General features: G+C 38.6%; 16 protein-coding genes. 12 read left to right on the top strand and 4 right to left on the bottom strand.

Annotation, left to right across the window (positions count from 1 at the left end; genetic code table 11):
• The first annotated feature begins 117 nt into the window (after window positions 1-117).
• Window positions 118-954, top strand: coding sequence for a DUF4405 domain-containing protein (locus LC455_RS02845; protein ID WP_223588037.1), 837 nt, complete (start codon window positions 118-120; stop codon window positions 952-954).
• A gap of 223 nt (window positions 955-1177) precedes the next feature.
• On the opposite strand, the gene LC455_RS02840 is transcribed toward LC455_RS02845, so the two are convergent.
• A complete protein-coding gene (locus tag LC455_RS02840) occupies window positions 1178-1870 on the bottom strand; it encodes a hypothetical protein (RefSeq protein ID WP_223588036.1) in 693 nt (230 codons plus the stop codon).
• A 360-nt stretch (window positions 1871-2230) separates the two neighbouring features.
• On the opposite strand from LC455_RS02840, the gene LC455_RS02835 reads away from it, so the two are divergent.
• The 5 genes from LC455_RS02835 to LC455_RS02815 all read left to right on the top strand — a co-directional run bounded on the left by LC455_RS02835 (window position 2231) and on the right by LC455_RS02815 (window position 6393).
• Window positions 2231-3199 carry a ring-cleaving dioxygenase gene (locus tag LC455_RS02835; protein WP_223588035.1) on the top strand — a complete coding sequence of 323 codons (969 nt, stop codon included), beginning with the start codon at window positions 2231-2233 and terminating at the stop codon, window positions 3197-3199.
• Window positions 3200-3376: 177 nt separating this feature from the next.
• Window positions 3377-3967: a bifunctional transcriptional activator/DNA repair enzyme AdaA gene (locus LC455_RS02830; RefSeq protein ID WP_223588034.1), complete on the top strand. Its 591-nt coding sequence runs from the start codon at window positions 3377-3379 to the stop codon at window positions 3965-3967.
• A complete protein-coding gene (locus LC455_RS02825) occupies window positions 3964-4488 on the top strand; it encodes a methylated-DNA--[protein]-cysteine S-methyltransferase (protein WP_223588033.1) in 525 nt (174 codons plus the stop codon). Before LC455_RS02830 ends, LC455_RS02825 begins: the two co-directional genes overlap by 4 nt.
• A gap of 200 nt (window positions 4489-4688) precedes the next feature.
• On the top strand, window positions 4689-5402 hold the full coding sequence (locus LC455_RS02820; protein WP_223588032.1) for a metallophosphoesterase: 714 nt from the start codon (window positions 4689-4691) through the stop codon (window positions 5400-5402).
• A gap of 25 nt (window positions 5403-5427) precedes the next feature.
• Complete coding sequence (locus LC455_RS02815) at window positions 5428-6393, top strand: NAD(P)H-dependent flavin oxidoreductase (RefSeq protein ID WP_223588031.1); 966 nt, start codon at window positions 5428-5430, stop codon at window positions 6391-6393.
• Window positions 6394-6483: 90 nt separating this feature from the next.
• Here LC455_RS02815 and LC455_RS02810 read toward each other — a convergent pair whose 3' ends face one another.
• Together LC455_RS02810 and LC455_RS02805 are read right to left on the bottom strand one after the other, a co-directional pair.
• Window positions 6484-7056: a cysteine dioxygenase gene (locus LC455_RS02810; RefSeq protein ID WP_223588030.1), complete on the bottom strand. Its 573-nt coding sequence runs from the start codon at window positions 7054-7056 to the stop codon at window positions 6484-6486.
• Between the two features lie 12 nt (window positions 7057-7068).
• Complete coding sequence (locus LC455_RS02805) at window positions 7069-7995, bottom strand: DMT family transporter (RefSeq protein ID WP_317851394.1); 927 nt, start codon at window positions 7993-7995, stop codon at window positions 7069-7071.
• A gap of 232 nt (window positions 7996-8227) precedes the next feature.
• Here LC455_RS02805 and LC455_RS02800 point away from each other — a divergent pair, with 232 nt between their 5' ends.
• The 6 genes from LC455_RS02800 to LC455_RS02775 all read left to right on the top strand — a co-directional run bounded on the left by LC455_RS02800 (window position 8228) and on the right by LC455_RS02775 (window position 13656).
• Complete coding sequence (locus tag LC455_RS02800; RefSeq protein WP_223588029.1) at window positions 8228-9256, top strand: ABC transporter permease; 1029 nt, start codon at window positions 8228-8230, stop codon at window positions 9254-9256.
• A 1-nt stretch (window position 9257) separates the two neighbouring features.
• The gene (locus tag LC455_RS02795) at window positions 9258-9944 is read left to right on the top strand and encodes an ABC transporter ATP-binding protein (RefSeq protein WP_223588028.1); all 687 of its coding nucleotides are present in this window, start codon (window positions 9258-9260) and stop codon (window positions 9942-9944) included.
• 39 nt (window positions 9945-9983) lie between these two features.
• Window positions 9984-10664 carry a response regulator transcription factor gene (locus LC455_RS02790; protein ID WP_223588027.1) on the top strand — a complete coding sequence of 227 codons (681 nt, stop codon included), beginning with the start codon at window positions 9984-9986 and terminating at the stop codon, window positions 10662-10664.
• Window positions 10661-12037: a sensor histidine kinase gene (locus tag LC455_RS02785; RefSeq protein WP_223588026.1), complete on the top strand. Its 1377-nt coding sequence runs from the start codon at window positions 10661-10663 to the stop codon at window positions 12035-12037. Before LC455_RS02790 ends, LC455_RS02785 begins: the two co-directional genes overlap by 4 nt.
• A 383-nt stretch (window positions 12038-12420) precedes the next feature.
• Window positions 12421-13272 (top strand): DUF1002 domain-containing protein, encoded by an 852-nt coding sequence (locus tag LC455_RS02780; RefSeq protein ID WP_223588683.1) that lies wholly within the window; start codon window positions 12421-12423, stop codon window positions 13270-13272.
• 138 nt (window positions 13273-13410) lie between these two features.
• Window positions 13411-13656: a hypothetical protein gene (locus tag LC455_RS02775; RefSeq protein ID WP_223588025.1), complete on the top strand. Its 246-nt coding sequence runs from the start codon at window positions 13411-13413 to the stop codon at window positions 13654-13656.
• Window positions 13657-13702: 46 nt separating this feature from the next.
• Here the strand turns inward: LC455_RS02775 and LC455_RS02770 are convergent, their stop codons facing one another.
• Complete coding sequence (locus tag LC455_RS02770) at window positions 13703-15736, bottom strand: alpha-galactosidase (protein WP_223588024.1); 2034 nt, start codon at window positions 15734-15736, stop codon at window positions 13703-13705.
• Window positions 15737-15783 lie beyond the last annotated feature (47 nt).

Genomic DNA, 15783 nt, shown 5'->3' with positions numbered 1-15783 from the left:
CGTCCTTTAATTCACTTTTTTAACCGAAAATTAACTTTGAATTTAAGTTTATCTTAAGGTTATCCAAATATAATGGGAATCAGTTAAAGGTTACTATTTAAATTCGGAGGATTAATTATGAAAAAGAATTATACAAAAATTGTCCTTGATTTGTTGATGGCTATTACGTTTGTGCTTCTAATGAATCCAAGAGTATTAGACGGTTTACCGATTCATGAAATAGCTGGTCTGGTAATAGGAGTTGCAATCCTTGTCCATATAGGTTTGAACTACCAATGGGTGATCAATACAACCAAAAAAATATTAGATCCAATACTCCCAAAAAAAACGCGATTTAGTTTCTTATTAAATATCCTCCTTTTAATTTCAATGGCAGCTGTCATTGTAACAGGGATACTTATTTCTAGGGTGGTTTTACCAAGTCTCGCCATTGAAGGAAGTCATACAATCCGTGAACTTCACGGTTTTTTTGCTGATGTAACATTAGCTTTAGTTGGTCTACATGTTGGGGTACATTGGCAATGGATCATGAGTATTTGTAAAAAAGCGTTTAAATCGAAGGAAGGAAAACTTAGGAAGGGTGTTTTAGCATCAGTTATTCTATCCCTTGCTATTTTGGCGGGTGGAATTCAATGGTTTGCCTCAACTGCAACGCCTAGCAACGGTGAATTTATGCCGAAACAAATGCAGCAAAGTGAGCAGGCAACCAATAATGGGAACACAACGAACCAAGGGAATACAACGACAACGAATACAAATCAAGCACCGCCTAACGGAGATTTTCGTGAAGGAAAATTCCATGGAAAAGAGGGACATGGGGGCAGCAGCAATCCATTTCTCGTCGTCCTTAACTATTTTGCAATATGGGCAGCCATCATCATTCCTACCTATTATATAGAAAAAAGAATATTAAGGAAAAAACGAGAATCAAAGCTTCGTCCTCAAACCTCATAACAGAAAGCCCGCTTCATGGTAAGCGGGATTTTTGTTAGTACTCAATTAAAGTAAAAAAGACTTAACCCCATGGTTAAGTCTCTATATTAAATTTCTCACTTATTTGTCCCTTTCCTAATTTCTTTTCTCATTTATATTTTATCGAGAAGGATTATCCTATTAATCCTTGTGTTTCGATATTATTAATAATATGAAGTTTTTATTCCGTAATGGATAATGCTAATCAACACCTCCTCATAATTAAAATTGGATGGTTCTGATCACCTGGACCGATGAAATCTAACGCGGCAGGAGAAAATACTATAACTTTTCTTTTTACGCCCTCCAAAAGTATTCGGATTTGATCAAGAACTACATCAGACTGGAAGACACTGCCTCCCAAGAAAATCCTCTTTTTGACTCTCCTTTCTAGGACAGCCTTATTTTTTTTACTAACAGTGCGTTCCATATTGCGCACTTCTACTTTCTCGTTAAGCTGCGATAAATTCATCTCCGTCTGAAGAACTTCTTCTTCAATCGAAGCGACAATCCCGATTTCACGTTTATTTAATACCAAGACGAAGTGATAGCCTGTCTCCGATTTCTTCTGGACAACCGCTGCTTCATCCGTGATAAACGTGACGAATTCTTCGGATTTGTTCGTTTGTGAGTCTGAAGAGATTTCTTGTTGCTTGATGACTCGAAATATTGCTTTTGCTCCAATTTCTTCAAAGTCAAAGGGTCTAATACTTTGGGTGCGGACGAGATATAAATCAGCAACCTTCCCTTTGCTAGTTAATTGGATACATAAAGCAACATCATCATTCACCGCCTTTCCCTCATCGTTCGAGAGCATTGGGACATTCATGTTCATTCCTGGAAATTGAACGAAGATGTAGCTGAAGTTTTTCTTAGGCTGTACATTCAGAAGTCTCATAAACTCACAACCTTTCCGATTTTGTAATAGGGTTTTTCCCTGTATAGGTTTATAAATTCAATATCTTTTTTTACTTTCCTTTCAAGGTATGCTGAGTTTTCATCGTCACTTTCTTATGAAATCCGATGGATATTCCCTTTTGTTGAGTATTTATGAGCAAATCTATTATCGAAAAACAAAGATTGGAACGTTTTTTGTCGTTTCATTTAATGAAATTGAATAAAAAGAATCAATACCTATTGACACAAAAGTTTATTCGTATTATTATTATCTCATATTCAAGATATTTTAATTCGAGTTAAATAATTACTAAATCTAAAACGAAAAAATAAAATAAATATCTAAGAAGGAGTGAAAATAATGGAACTATTAGGATTACATCATATATCAATTATGACCGGGAAAGCCGAAAAAAATTATGAATTCTATACGAAAATTTTAGGAATGAGGCTGGTGAAAAAAACAGTCAATCAGGATAACACAAAGTCATACCATCTATTTTATGCAGACGCAGAAGGAACACCTGGTACGGAGATCACCTTTTTTGACATCCCTGGACTTGGAAATTCTTACAGAGGAACTTCTGAAATTTCTACAGTCGCTTTAAGAGTTAAAAGTACAAATTCATTGGAATTTTGGAAGGAACGTTTTAGCCACTATGGAATTGAACATGGTGAAATTGAAAAAAGAGCTCAACGTGATACTTTAGCTTTCAGAGACTTTGATGAAACTCGATTAATGCTTGTTGCAGATAACGGTGAAAAAGGTGTAAGAGGAGGTATTCCTTGGCAGCGGGATGATATTCCAACAGAACATGCCATTATAGGTTTAGGGCCAGTAACACTTACTGTTGGAATTTCTGAACCAACGATTGGAGTCCTTACGGAAGTCATGGGTTTTCGTTTTGTCGGTTCTTATCCATCTCTTGAAGGGGAGTTCCCAGAAATCCTGGTTTATGCAACTGGAGAAGGAGGCAGCGGAGCAGAAGTTCATATTGAGACAAGGCCCGATTTGCCAAGAACTCGGTTAGGCCGTGGAGGAGTCCATCATGTTGCTTTTCGGGTTCCGAATGAAGAAGAATACGATCAATGGGCTCAGCGCCTAAAGGATAACCGTCTGCCAAATTCAGGCAAGGTAGAGCGTTTTTATTTCAAAGCGTTATATTTCAGAGAGCCAAATGGTATTTTGTTTGAATTATCAACCGATACACCAGGGTTTGCAACCGATGAACCTATGGAAACAATGGGTCAAAATTTAGCATTACCGCCATTTTTAGAGCCTAGTCGAAAAGAAATTGAAGAAAATTTACGGCCTCTAGATCTGAATTGAACGATTGGAATTTAAGGTTCAAATGAAGAAAAAACTTTAATATTCTAAGTAAACGCACTGGAGAAATTTCCGCCAGTGCGTTTTTAATTTCATTATCTTGCTTTTATATCCAAATATGCTTTTTTTAAATCGAAAAAGAGTTATATTGATATTAACAAAACGCTGGTGGAGGACAATATGAAAAATGAGGATTCAAACGGTGAAATGATAACCGATGAAAAGTGGCATGCCATAATCAGTAACGATGCATCGTATAATAATCACTTTTTCTATGCTGTTAAAACCACAGGGATTTTCTGTAAGCCTTCATGCAAATCGCGCATTCCTAAAAAGGAAAATGTCCGAATTTTTCAAAACGCAGAAGAAGCACTATCGGCCCATTTTCGTCCGTGTAAACGATGCAAGCCGACAAATGAGCGATTACCTGATAACGAATGGATTGCGTTCATTACAGAATACATTGATAAGAATTATCCTAAAAAGCTGACGCTAGAAACATTGGCAGAAATGAGCCATGGTAGCCCCTATCATTTGCATCGGACTTTTAAAAGGATTACCAACATAACTCCTGTAGAATATATCCAGCATATCAGATTAAATACAGCGAAAAATTTATTGCTTCAGTCTGACCTAGCAATTGCTGAGATTGGAAAAGCGGTAGGGATACCTAATATCCCCTATTTTGTTACCTTATTTAAAAAAGCGATAGGATACACTCCTGCCCAATATCGACAATTTCAAAGTAATTCGGAGGTACCTCAAAAATGAAGGCTCAAATTAAAACCCCCATATATTGGTCACAGTTTATATTTAAAGATTGGAAATTAAATCTTGCGGCTTCAGAGAAAGGACTTTGTTTCGTTGGCTCACAGAATAAACCGTTTGAGGAGTTGGTTGCTTGGGCAGGAAAACGATTTCCAGGCAGCTCTCTCGTGGAGGATCGGGAAAAGCTAGTGCCTTATGCAGCCGAATTAATGGAATATTTTGAGGGGAAACGAAAAAATTTCTCTGTCCCGTATGATATTCATGGTACAGAGTTTCAAGTCGCTGTTTGGAACGCACTTTGTGATATTCCGTTTGGAGAGACAAAATCCTATTCTGACATTGCAAACAATATCCATAAACCCGCCGCTGTTCGAGCAGTTGGCGCGGCAATTGGTGCTAATCCGGTGTTAATTACCGTGCCATGCCACCGTGTTGTTGGAAAAAATGGCTCGTTGACCGGCTACCGAGGCGGATTAGAGATGAAGATACAACTCCTTGATTTGGAGCGCCAAGGATTTCAATAAATATTATGCATTGATGAGGCTTACGTGCCTCATCTTTATTTTTTTACTAAGGCCCCGTTCAAAATGTAAACATCGATTCCTAAATAAAAATTAGAAAATTCAGAGGAATTCATGCCTATTATGTTGAAATAATAAATCAAAGTTAATTTATGGTTCACCCTTTTTTTCAATAAATTAGCAATTTTTAAGAGAGGTGAAAAATGAGGAAAATAGTCATATCGGATATTCATGGTTGTTCAACGGAGCTTGATCTTCTTTTGCAAAAGACCAAAGCTCGACCAGATGAAGTTATTTTTCTAGGAGACTATATTGACTCCGGACCAGATAGTATGGGTGTAGTAGATAAGGTAATAGATTGGTGCGGCCAAGGTGCAACGGCATTACTAGGCAATCATGATGATTTATTTTTACGATGGCTGGATGATAAAGAAATCATTTTCTACTATGGCAGAATTGGCGGAATGGCTACGATTAATAGCTGCCTGCAAAGACTTGGAATGGACAGTGTTGAATATTCTCAATTGCTGCATAACCAAATAAAAGAAAATGAAGTAAGAAACACCATCATAGATTGTTTTCGTAAACAAATTTCCTTTTTACAATCGCTCCCATTATATAAAAAGGAGTCAGAATTGATTTTTGTTCACGCAGGAATTAATCCAAAAAAAGGATTGGAAAGCACGACCAAAGTTGAGTTTCTCAATCTTCGTGATGAATTTATTTATGAGTATAAAGGTTGTGAAACGATCATTTTCGGCCATACACCAACTAGAAGATTACATAATCATAATAATGTATATTTTGGTCCGAACCGAGTAATCGGCATCGATGGAGGATGTGCTTTTGGAGGACAGCTAAATGCATTAATCATAACGGATGGTCAGTTTAGTACAGCATCAGTATTAAGAAAATAAATTTTCAAATGGAGGCAATGTGATCATGTCAAATATTCCATCAATACTTAAAGGGTTGCGTATTCCTGTAATCGGCGCACCTCTTTTTATCATAAGTAATCCGAAACTAGTCATTGCACAGTGTAAGGCAGGAATTGTTGGCTCTATGCCGGCACTAAATGCCAGGCCTGCATCCATGCTCGATGAATGGTTAGCAGAAATCACAGAAGAACTGGCAGCGTACAACGCACAGAATCCGGACCGGCCTGCTGCCCCGTTCGCGATTAATCAAATCGTGCACAGGTCTAATGATCGGCTCGAGAATGACGTGGAATTGTGTAAGAAGTATAAAGTTCCGATCATTATTACTTCCCTTGGGGCTCGTGAGGATGTTAATGCCGCCATACATAGTTACGGTGGAATTGTGATGCACGATGTGATCAATAACAAGTTTGCACACAAGGCAATCGAGAAAGGGGCAGATGGGTTGATTGCTGTTGCTGCCGGTGCTGGCGGTCATGCTGGCGTGAAGAGCCCATTTGCATTGATTCAAGAAATCCGCCAATGGTTCAACGGTCCCCTTGCCTTGTCCGGCTCGATTGCCAATGGTAATGCGGTATTAGCAGCCCAAGCGCTGGGGGCTGATTTTGCTTATATTGGATCGCCTTTCATTGCGACCCATGAAGCGAATGCTGTTGATGAATATAAGCAGGCAATCGTTGATTCTACATCTGACGATATTGTTTATAGTAATTTGTTTACAGGTGTCCATGGAAACTATCTGGCTCCATCCATCCGGAAAGCTGGATTGGATCCTGAGGCCCTTCCAGAAAGCGATCCATCTAAGATGAGTTTCTCCGATGGATCATCAAAGCCGAAAGCGTGGAAGGAAATCTGGGGATCCGGCCAGGGAATCGGAGTCATTAATGAGGTCACTGGTGCAGGAGAATTCGTTGACAAGCTATATCAAGAGTATCTGGCAGCAAAAGAGAGAATCGTTCATATCGGATGAACGATTCTCGATAAAAAGACACCCCAATTGTTTGTCGTGTTGAACAATTGGGGTGCCCTTAAAGCTCGTGTAGTTGCCTTCTTCTCCTAGTCATTTATCAAATACAGCATCAATCTTTAGTTTTATCTCTTTTACTTTCTGATATTGTTCGTCAGGCCACCATGCTCCGCAGTCGTCAGAAACAACGCAAGCCGCACATTTTTTTAAATCATAGACAATCATACCGGTAATGGGAGGGGAATAAAGATGGAGAGTGACCAAATTGGTATAGTTAGAAGCTTTCATTTTATGGATGGCTTTTTTCGGTGCATAAAAATGTTTCCCTTTATGATGGTATTCATGGAACAATTCAAATGGCAGGCCATTTCCTTTCACCTCATAAACCGAATTCAGGGAGGTGCCGGAGAGGACTTGTATCCAGCCGTGGGAATTGCCATGATCATGGGGGGCGCATTCCAACTGAGACCAATTCATCACGAGCATCTCGACTTCTTCATTTTTATAAAGAAGCTTCCTATTGTAAGGCTTTCCCTCGGATGGTTCCGGTAAGCCAGCAAGATCATCAAGTTTCAGATCTAATTGTAATAAAGCTTTTTTCAACTCGGCTTTTGATGGGCATTTTAAGGGATCCAACACATTCCTAATCCTACTTGTCAAAGTCATAAAGCTATCCTCCTATGGGCGTTTATTCTTAAAGAGGCTGAACAACAGAGGCACAAGCTGACCATTAACGACAATGACTCCAATTATAATTATGATTCCTCCGGCAGCACTTATGAATAAAACTTTTTCCTCTAAAAGCAAAACCGCTGCAATTAAAGTAGAGAGAGGCTCTAAATATAAAAACATCGAAACCTTTGAAGCTTCTAATATTTCAAGTGCCTTCCCCCAATACCAATAGGCAACGCCAGAAACAAAAACCCCCAGAAACAATAAGTGCGCCCACTCAGTATGGGTTAGGAGTGAAAGGGATTCCCACCCTCTGTTCCGGATGATAAAAGGAGTGGTAAGAATCAAGCCAAGTAAACTAGAATAAAATGTCACTAAAAGAGGGGAATAAGGAATTTTTAAAGATTTTATTAGCACCGAATAAACAGCCCAGTTCAATGTGCTCAGAATCATGAGAAAAAGGCCAATGTTCAGGGTAATGTGAAAGGATTGTCCACTTCTTGTCGTTGTGACCAGCAACACACCTGTTATAGCCAGCACCATACCCGCAGCCTTAGTCATACTCATCTTCTCATGCAAAAAGAGAATGGACAAGATAACCGTAAAGATGGGGGAAAGTGAAATGAGCCATCCAGCAGAAGACGCATTGATCGTCAGCAATGCCGTCGCTTGTAGGACTTGATGCACAAATACCCCAAGAATGCCCAATATCATTAAATGGGGAATATATTGAATCGAGACTTTTAGCCGGATACGCTGTATGAGTAATAACGACAGAAGAAATAAGGCTCCTATTCCAAAACGAAGAACGAGTAATGAATAGGGGTCAAGCTTTCCAAGAACCGCCTTGGTCGATACAAATGAGACTCCCCAAAAACTAATGGACATTAAGGCATATAGTGAAGCGGTTAGTCTAAATCTATTATAAGTCACGGCTGAACATCCCTTTCAGTAGAAATGATCGTTATTTCATCTTATGCTTGTCCAAAAATAAGATGTTTTCACATAGATAAAAGGATTGGCGAATTCTACCGCCAATCCTTTTTACATACCTAATTCAGTGTGCTAGAAAATCTAAAGATAAATGTCATTTCCTGTTCATCGTCCGTTCACAAACGGATTATAAACTAAGGATGTCAAAGAGGAATTTGGGGGTATGAAGAAGATGAACATTGCTTGGAAAGAAATGAAGAAAAATAAAGGAAGGTTTTTGATTTTAGGTTCCATCGTTTTTCTGGTTAGTTTATTAACGTTTATCATCTCTGGTTTAGCAAACGGTTTATCCCAAGATAATGCAGCCTTAATTAAAGATTTGCCAAATGGCCACTTTTATATGACGAAAGAAGCAGACGAAACCTATAATCTATCAAGAATTAATAGCGGCACCCAAAAGAAAATACTAGACAAACACCAAACCGCTGCAGCCTTTTCAATTCAAATGGGTTTTTTGAATGAACCTGATGATAAGCAGCGAAGCGTCGCTTTTGTTACGTCAACCGAATCGAAGTGGTTTCAACATGTAAAAAAAGGAGAAGTCGTACTGGACCGTTCTATGGAAGAGGATGGGATAAAAATTGGTGATACGTTAACGAATAACCAGTACGATGGCAAGTTTATTGTAAAAGGCTTTGTAGATCACAGTAAATACAGCCATGCACCCGTCGCGTATATCAATATGGAGGACTACCAAGAAATTTACCGGACTAACCAAATGCAACTTATTTTCATACCGGGAGATTCAAAACAAGACACTGGTCTACAAGCTTTTTCAAAGGATCAGTTCCTTAATACCATTCCGAGTTATAAAGCAGAACAGATGTCTCTGAATATGATTATTTGGTTTTTAGTTGTGATTAGCGGAATGTTGTTTGCGATCTTTTTCTACATGATGAATGTTCAAAAAATTGGTTTATATGGTATTTTAAAAGCCATTGGTGTGAAAACAAGCGCTTTGTTTCAAATGATGTGGACCCAAATGGTGTTGATCACCATCATTGCGCTTGGTCTGTCGATTACCCTGAGCCAATTGTTTAATCTGGCGGCGCCTGAAGGAATGCCTTTCCATTTAACCAAGGAAACAACCGTACAATTATCGATTGTCTTCCTAGTAATCGGTTTTATGGGAGCTACGCTTTCCGGTGTTCAGATTAAAAAGATAGAACCATTACAAGCGATTCAGCAAGGAGAGGGATAAAATGACGATATTTACAATCGATCAAGTTCGAAAAACGTTTATAAATGGTGAAGTGGAGGAAGAGATTTTAAAGGGAGTGAATCTTTCTCTTAGGGAAGGAGAGGTAACAGCATTAGTTGGAGCGTCCGGATCTGGTAAAAGCACACTCCTTACCATAGCGGCAGGTCTTCAGCCCGCATCGGACGGAGCAGTCCTATTCGAAGGAAATAATATAGCGAAAATGAGTTCAGAACAAGTGCGAAAAATCCGGGCAACTCAATTTGGCTTTGTCTTTCAATTTGCCCATCTGGTTCCTTTTCTCACCGTTGAAGAACAACTGATGCTCATGTTGGAGGTATCAGAATCAAAAATCAATAAACGTAAACATAAAAAGGAAATTAACAAAATACTAAAATTAGTGGAAATGGACCATCGCAAAAACGCCTATCCGTCCTCTTTATCCGGCGGGGAAAGGCAGCGAGTTGCCATTGCCCGTGCCATAATTCATCAACCAAAGGTTCTCTTCGCGGATGAACCTACGGCAAGTTTGGATTCAAAACGTTCTAAAGATGTGATGGCGTTAATCCGAAATTTAACGAAAACACTAAGCATAATGACGTTAATGGTCACTCATGACGAAGAAATGCTTTCATTTGCCGATCATGTCATTAAAATGAGTGATGGACAGATTTTGCAAAGTGTCGTTTAATCTTTTGTAGACATTTTCATTTTTATAGGAGAAGCATTCATGACCAATATTTTAATTGTTGATGATGATATCAATGTTTTACAGCTTGTAACGATTCATTTATCTGAACAGGGTTATCAAGTATTCCAGGCAAAAGATGGGATGGAAGGGCTGGAAATATTAAAGAAGGCAGCATGTGATCTGGCCGTCGTCGATGTGATGATGCCTTTCATGGATGGCTATGCCCTAACGAAAGAAATTCGAAAACAATACGATATTCCTGTCATTCTTTTAACGGCCAAAAATCAAATTGAGGACAAAGAGCAAGGATTTGAAGCTGGCACGGATGATTACCTTATTAAGCCTTTTGAACCTAAGGAATTAAGCTATCGTGTTAAAGCGTTGTTACGGCGATATGATCATCAAGCAGATGAATCGATTCTGCGCATTGGCAGTACGACGATCAACAAAAGGAGCTATGAGGTTCAGATTGGGAACCGAACCTTTCTTTTACCCCTAAAGGAATTTGAACTATTAGCTTTTTTCATTTCGAATCCTAAGCAGGTGTTTTCCAGAGAACATCTCATTGAACAGATTTGGGGATTGAATTTTCAAGGGGACGAAAGAACAGTTGATGTCCATATTAAAAGATTAAGGGAGCGTTTCTATAAGTTGACAGATGATTTTCAAATAAAAACAGTACGCGGTGTGGGATATCTTTTGGAGGTCCAACGTACATGAAGTCCCTTTATGTGAAATTTATTGTTATCACCATTGGCATGATGTTGATTAGCTTTATCTTGGCTTTTATCATCTCCAATATCTATTATCAACAAAAGCTAAAGCCTTTTAATGATAGAAAAAATACAAAAGTCGCGCTGGACATTGCTGACTTTGCTGAAAAACATCCTGAGATTAACCTGAAAGAGTATTTGGATAGCACCTCTTCAGTGGGATACCAAATATGCCTCGTCGATCCTCTGGGATACAGAACTTTTTTTGGCGAGCCATTCAGGGACAAAAGTCTGTCAGGTTCAACTGAAAAGTATGTCTTAAACGGTCATGTTTTTCACGGGATTCTTGATTTTCCACAGCAAACATTTGTGACAGGCTTTTTTGCCAATGAACTAAAGAATACCATTGGGGTTCCCTTGAGATTTAACGGAAAAACCTTTGCTCTATTTGTGCGGCCTGATATAAAATTTCTTTTCGGCGAGATGCATGTTCTATTTGGCTGGATCCTGGTCTTGTCGATTACGTTGTCCATTGTGATGGTCCTTATTAATACGAAGTACTTAGTTAAACCGATATCCACCCTGACTAAAGCAACAAAATCACTGGCAAACGGTCGTTTTAATGTTGAACTGGAAATTAACCGCCATGATGAGTTAGGAGAGCTTTCACAAAGTTTTTTACAAATGGCAAGGAAATTAGAACAAATGGATGAGATGAGAAAGGAATTCATTTCTAATATATCTCATGATATCCAGTCGCCGTTATCGAATATAAAAGGATACACCTGCCTTTTAGAAAATGAACTCATAAGTCTAGAAGATAGAAAACAGTATGTATCAATCATTAATGGTGAAATTAGGAGGCTGTCTACCTTAACAAAACAATTATTGCTTCTCGCTTCATTAGATCGAAATGAGGATATCGTAAAAAAGAAACGATTTAATGTTGGCGGGCAAATTAAGGAATTGGTACGACATTACCAATGGGCAGTAAGCGAGAAAGAGATTATGCTTAGTTACTCTCTGCCAGATATAAAAATTGTCGGCGATCCATCCTTACTGAATACGGTGTGGGATAACCTATTATCTAATGCGATTAAATACAATAAGCCAAATGGTAATATAGAACTTTCACTTGAACAAAGAGGGCAATTTGTTTACGTGACGTTTAAGGATACAGGAATAGGGATGAGTAATTCTGAAATAGAACAGAGCTTTGAGCGCTTTTACCGTGCGGACAAGGCGCGTACCCGAACAATCGACGGGACGGGTCTCGGATTATCCATCGTCAAAACGATTGTCGATCTGCATGGCGGTTCCATTCAGGTGATAAGTAAAGAGAATGAAGGGACTACGTTTATTGTAGAATTGCCTGCATAACAAGATATATTATTTAGAGAGAGACAGAACTGGATGCAATCAGTTCTGTCTTTTAACATTTCCCCAAAGAGACGAGTATGAAAAAGCAAGAACTTTCTTCGCAAAACAAAAGTCATATTTATTAAGATTTTTGTGGTTTAATCTTATGGTTGTAATATTATTATTTACCATGTAAGAATCTTAATTTTATTAGAATAAATGTTACCAATTCTTTTAATGCAATCTCAAACCTCTATGTTAAGATAATGCAAAGCCAATTTTTCCATTTCTGCAACCACGTGGAATGTTTAGGTATTGAAAAATGCGAATTATCGTCAAACATTCTAATGTGAAAAATTGCATGTAAAAAGGAGGTCTTTATTTTGAAACCAAAATTACAGGCAATGTTTCTTGTCATAATAATCCTATTCTCTGTACCTTCAATCTGTTTTGCAGACGCATCAGAAGGAGATGTCATTGTTACTTTAGGAGAAAACCTAACAGAACAGCAAAAAAATGAAATGTTATCAGAGTTAGAGGTATCGGATTACGTACAAATTATTACTGTATCCAATAAAGAAGAGCATGAATATTTAGGGGAGTTTATTCCCAAGGCGCAAATTGGTAACCGTGCCATTTCATCAGCAAGTATAACAATCGGTGCTAAAGATTCCGGGTTAAAGGTTCAAACGAACAATATTACTTGGGTTACGGATGAAATGTATACAAATGCCTTGATTACAGCAGGTGTAAAGGATGCAACCATTCACGTTTCCGCTCCATATTCTGTATCAGGAACAGCTGCATTAACAGGAATTATGAAAGCTTATGAAGCGACAACCAATAAAGAAATTCCTGAAGAAGTCAAAAAAGCGGCGAATGAAGAAATGGTGAAAACTGCACAGCTCGGTGACTCTATAGGAGCGGATAATGCTGCTGCTCTCATGGGAAAAGTCAAAGATGAAATTTCCAAGAATGAACCGAAAACAGAATCTGATTTGCGTGCATTAATTGAAGAAGCTGCTACAGAGCTAGGGATTACATTAACAGATTCAGAGTTAGATATGCTAGTAGACTTCTTCAATGATCTTAAGGACATGGATATTGACTGGAACCAAGTAAAAGAACAATTAAGTGCTACTTCAGAAAAAATCTCGACATTTATGCAATCTGATGAGGGGCAATCATTTTTAAAGAAGCTGCAAGATATCTTAAATCAGTCACTTGATTCGATTCGTGTCCTATTTAATAAATGAACAAGTCATGCAATAGATATTTTGGTCATAGTCAAACTGATTATAAATGAAAAAAAATAACATTCTATGTTTTTTCAGAACCATAGACAAGGATATCTTCATAAAATAGTTTATCTAACTATGAAGGTGTTTTTATTGATGAACTATAGAGATACCCAACCCCAACCCATAATAGGTCAGGCGTGGACTGGTAAACATGTCATATTGCTGCATTGCACGGCAAATAACCAATTTATTGGCCTATATAAAAGCTTTCATGCACCGACAGAGCCGCCGAGATTCAATTGTTCTGAAACTCTATCTCAATTACTCAGTATTGGCTATCATATTCATGCCGTAACAGCCATTTCGCCCAATCATATCCAGTATGTATTGGTTTTATAAAAAAAAGAGTTCGAACAATGGTCCGAACTCTTTTTTCTTTAAATTGTTAGTCCCATACCTCTTCTTGACCAAAATTTTTCGGTTTTCTAAAATTACTTCGTCCAGATGTTTTATATTTTTTAATAACAATTGCAATGATTGTTAATGAAATTACTAAAATAAAACCTATTAGAAGAACAGCAAGATAAGTTGAAAATGATAGTTTGTCTGTCTGAGCTTCAGGAGACTTCTCACTCACGCCGATAGCATTTTTGGCTGTAACAACATACGAGTAGTGTGTGCCCTTCCTTTGTGGTGCAGTCTTATCGACATAGTTCGGATTTGTTAAATTCGATGCGATTGGTTTGTAACTGCTGCTGAGTCCTAAACGGTTAATTTCCTTTCGATAGACTGTATAAGAAGCCGTCCCGAATGTGGGATTCCAGGAAAGTGTAATAGAATCTTTATTTTTCCTATTGGCTAATACCCAGTCTGGTGAATCAGGCGCTGTTGTCATTTTGGTATGAAAGGAATAGATGCCAATCTGTTTTTCGGTTCCTTCTGAAACAAAAGATACTTTCCAGTAATAGCGAGTATCGGTTTCCAAGTCAGCTAAATCGATTGACGGCGAAGAAATGGTTTGATCAGATACAATGTTTTTAAAAATAGGATCTGCAGCTACTAGAACATGATAGCTGTCTGCACCGGCTTGGGCATCCCAGTTCAACGAAACATTGGACGGGTCCACCTCGATTTCCCCGCTATTAGGAGAAACTGCAGGGGATGAAGCCGATACTACATGAATCATCCGGGAATCATGACTGGCAAGACTAGCTGTGAATCCAGAGTCCTTTTTTCCTAAATCTTGATGGCTCCACATATCATGAACCAAAGCTGGTCCATCAATATCCAAATCTGACCAATTAACAGTTACCTGTTGAGTTGATGTTCCAGTATTAAAGAGCCCGATGTTGTATGAACCATCTTGCAGTTTCTGATAGAATACTTGCAAATCTTCGGTTTTGAATAACCGTTTCCCTGTTATGCCACTTTGGTTCGCCCCAATAATTTCATCGTTTGTTAGCAGACTGATTCCATAGTCATCTAGTTTTGACAGGTCGCTCCCAATCACAAAATGGGATGCGGCAATGGCCCAGAGAGAAACATACGAACGTTTTTCTTCCTCTGTTAAACCATCCTTACTTCCGTTAGCCACATTTAATGAATCCAAGTCATTCCAACCGCCTGGCCCAGCATGAGGCTGCCAATTTGCGACATCACTAAATCTTCTGGACACCTTTTTCCAATTGGTGTTTGTTGGTGTGCCGTAGGCCTCGACATCGTGATCAGTCCGCCAGCCATTGGATAACTGCTGCCAGGTCGAAATATGGTTGATATCCAAGTTATTGGATAACTCCACATGAATCGGTCTCCCTGTTTTCTTCAAAGCTTTTGCCCATGCTTCAATATCAGGAATGTCCTGGTTGCGAACTCCGTCAATCTTAAGGTAATCTACTCCATAAGAAGCAAACAGCCTTGCCCAAGAATCGATATATTCTTGCGCTCCTGGTTTTGAGTAATCGATCGCATACATATTGTCAAAATTAAAACTTACTTTTTGCCCTTTACTCAGGTCAACGATATCTTTTGCGTGGTAGGGTGTTCCTTCAATTGGGGTGTTTTGATCAATCGCCCCTTTAGGAATGCCAAGAGTGACATACAGACCAAATTTTAATCCTTTTTTGTGGATATAATCCCCAACTGCCTTCATGCCATTTGGAAATTTCTTAGGGTCGACAGCCCATCTGCCATACTTGTCCACGGTTGTCGTCCAATCAAGCTGATAGTAATCATCAAGATTGACATATTCGTAGCCGTGCGACTTAAATTTTGCTGCCATAATATCAGCAGCTGCTTTAATGTTTTCCTCTGTCGGCTTCTTGCGAATTGAACTCCAGCTGCTCCAGCCCATAAATGGGCGCTGCGCTAAATTGTTATAGGTTGAAGCTTCCACTTCTTCCGGCTCTAAAATTGAAATAGGAAAGTTTCCAGCAAGGATGAATGTGCACGTTAATAATGATGAGATAACCTTCTTAAGCATAAAACTCCCCCCGATATTGATAGATTTATTTGATAGGAAATATTTTT

Source organism: Neobacillus bataviensis (genome assembly GCF_019969725.1).
The sequence above is the reverse complement of the archived record's forward strand: the minus strand, read 5'-3'. Positions and strand labels throughout refer to the sequence as shown.

Excerpts from the sequence above, each read along its gene's own strand:
- LC455_RS02845 (WP_223588037.1), top strand. The coding sequence starts at position 118 with ATGAAAAAGAATTATACAAAAATTGTCCTTGATTTGTTGATGGCTATT.
- LC455_RS02840 (WP_223588036.1), bottom strand. The coding sequence starts at position 1,870 with ATGAGACTTCTGAATGTACAGCCTAAGAAAAACTTCAGCTACATCTTC.
- LC455_RS02835 (WP_223588035.1), top strand. The coding sequence starts at position 2,231 with ATGGAACTATTAGGATTACATCATATATCAATTATGACCGGGAAAGCC.
- LC455_RS02830 (WP_223588034.1), top strand. The coding sequence starts at position 3,377 with ATGAAAAATGAGGATTCAAACGGTGAAATGATAACCGATGAAAAGTGG.
- LC455_RS02825 (WP_223588033.1), top strand. The coding sequence starts at position 3,964 with ATGAAGGCTCAAATTAAAACCCCCATATATTGGTCACAGTTTATATTT.
- LC455_RS02820 (WP_223588032.1), top strand. The coding sequence starts at position 4,689 with ATGAGGAAAATAGTCATATCGGATATTCATGGTTGTTCAACGGAGCTT.
- LC455_RS02815 (WP_223588031.1), top strand. The coding sequence starts at position 5,428 with ATGTCAAATATTCCATCAATACTTAAAGGGTTGCGTATTCCTGTAATC.
- LC455_RS02810 (WP_223588030.1), bottom strand. The coding sequence starts at position 7,056 with ATGACTTTGACAAGTAGGATTAGGAATGTGTTGGATCCCTTAAAATGC.
- LC455_RS02800 (WP_223588029.1), top strand. The coding sequence starts at position 8,228 with ATGAACATTGCTTGGAAAGAAATGAAGAAAAATAAAGGAAGGTTTTTG.
- LC455_RS02795 (WP_223588028.1), top strand. The coding sequence starts at position 9,258 with ATGACGATATTTACAATCGATCAAGTTCGAAAAACGTTTATAAATGGT.
- LC455_RS02790 (WP_223588027.1), top strand. The coding sequence starts at position 9,984 with ATGACCAATATTTTAATTGTTGATGATGATATCAATGTTTTACAGCTT.
- LC455_RS02785 (WP_223588026.1), top strand. The coding sequence starts at position 10,661 with ATGAAGTCCCTTTATGTGAAATTTATTGTTATCACCATTGGCATGATG.
- LC455_RS02780 (WP_223588683.1), top strand. The coding sequence starts at position 12,421 with ATGTTTCTTGTCATAATAATCCTATTCTCTGTACCTTCAATCTGTTTT.
- LC455_RS02775 (WP_223588025.1), top strand. The coding sequence starts at position 13,411 with ATGAACTATAGAGATACCCAACCCCAACCCATAATAGGTCAGGCGTGG.
- LC455_RS02770 (WP_223588024.1), bottom strand. The coding sequence starts at position 15,736 with ATGCTTAAGAAGGTTATCTCATCATTATTAACGTGCACATTCATCCTT.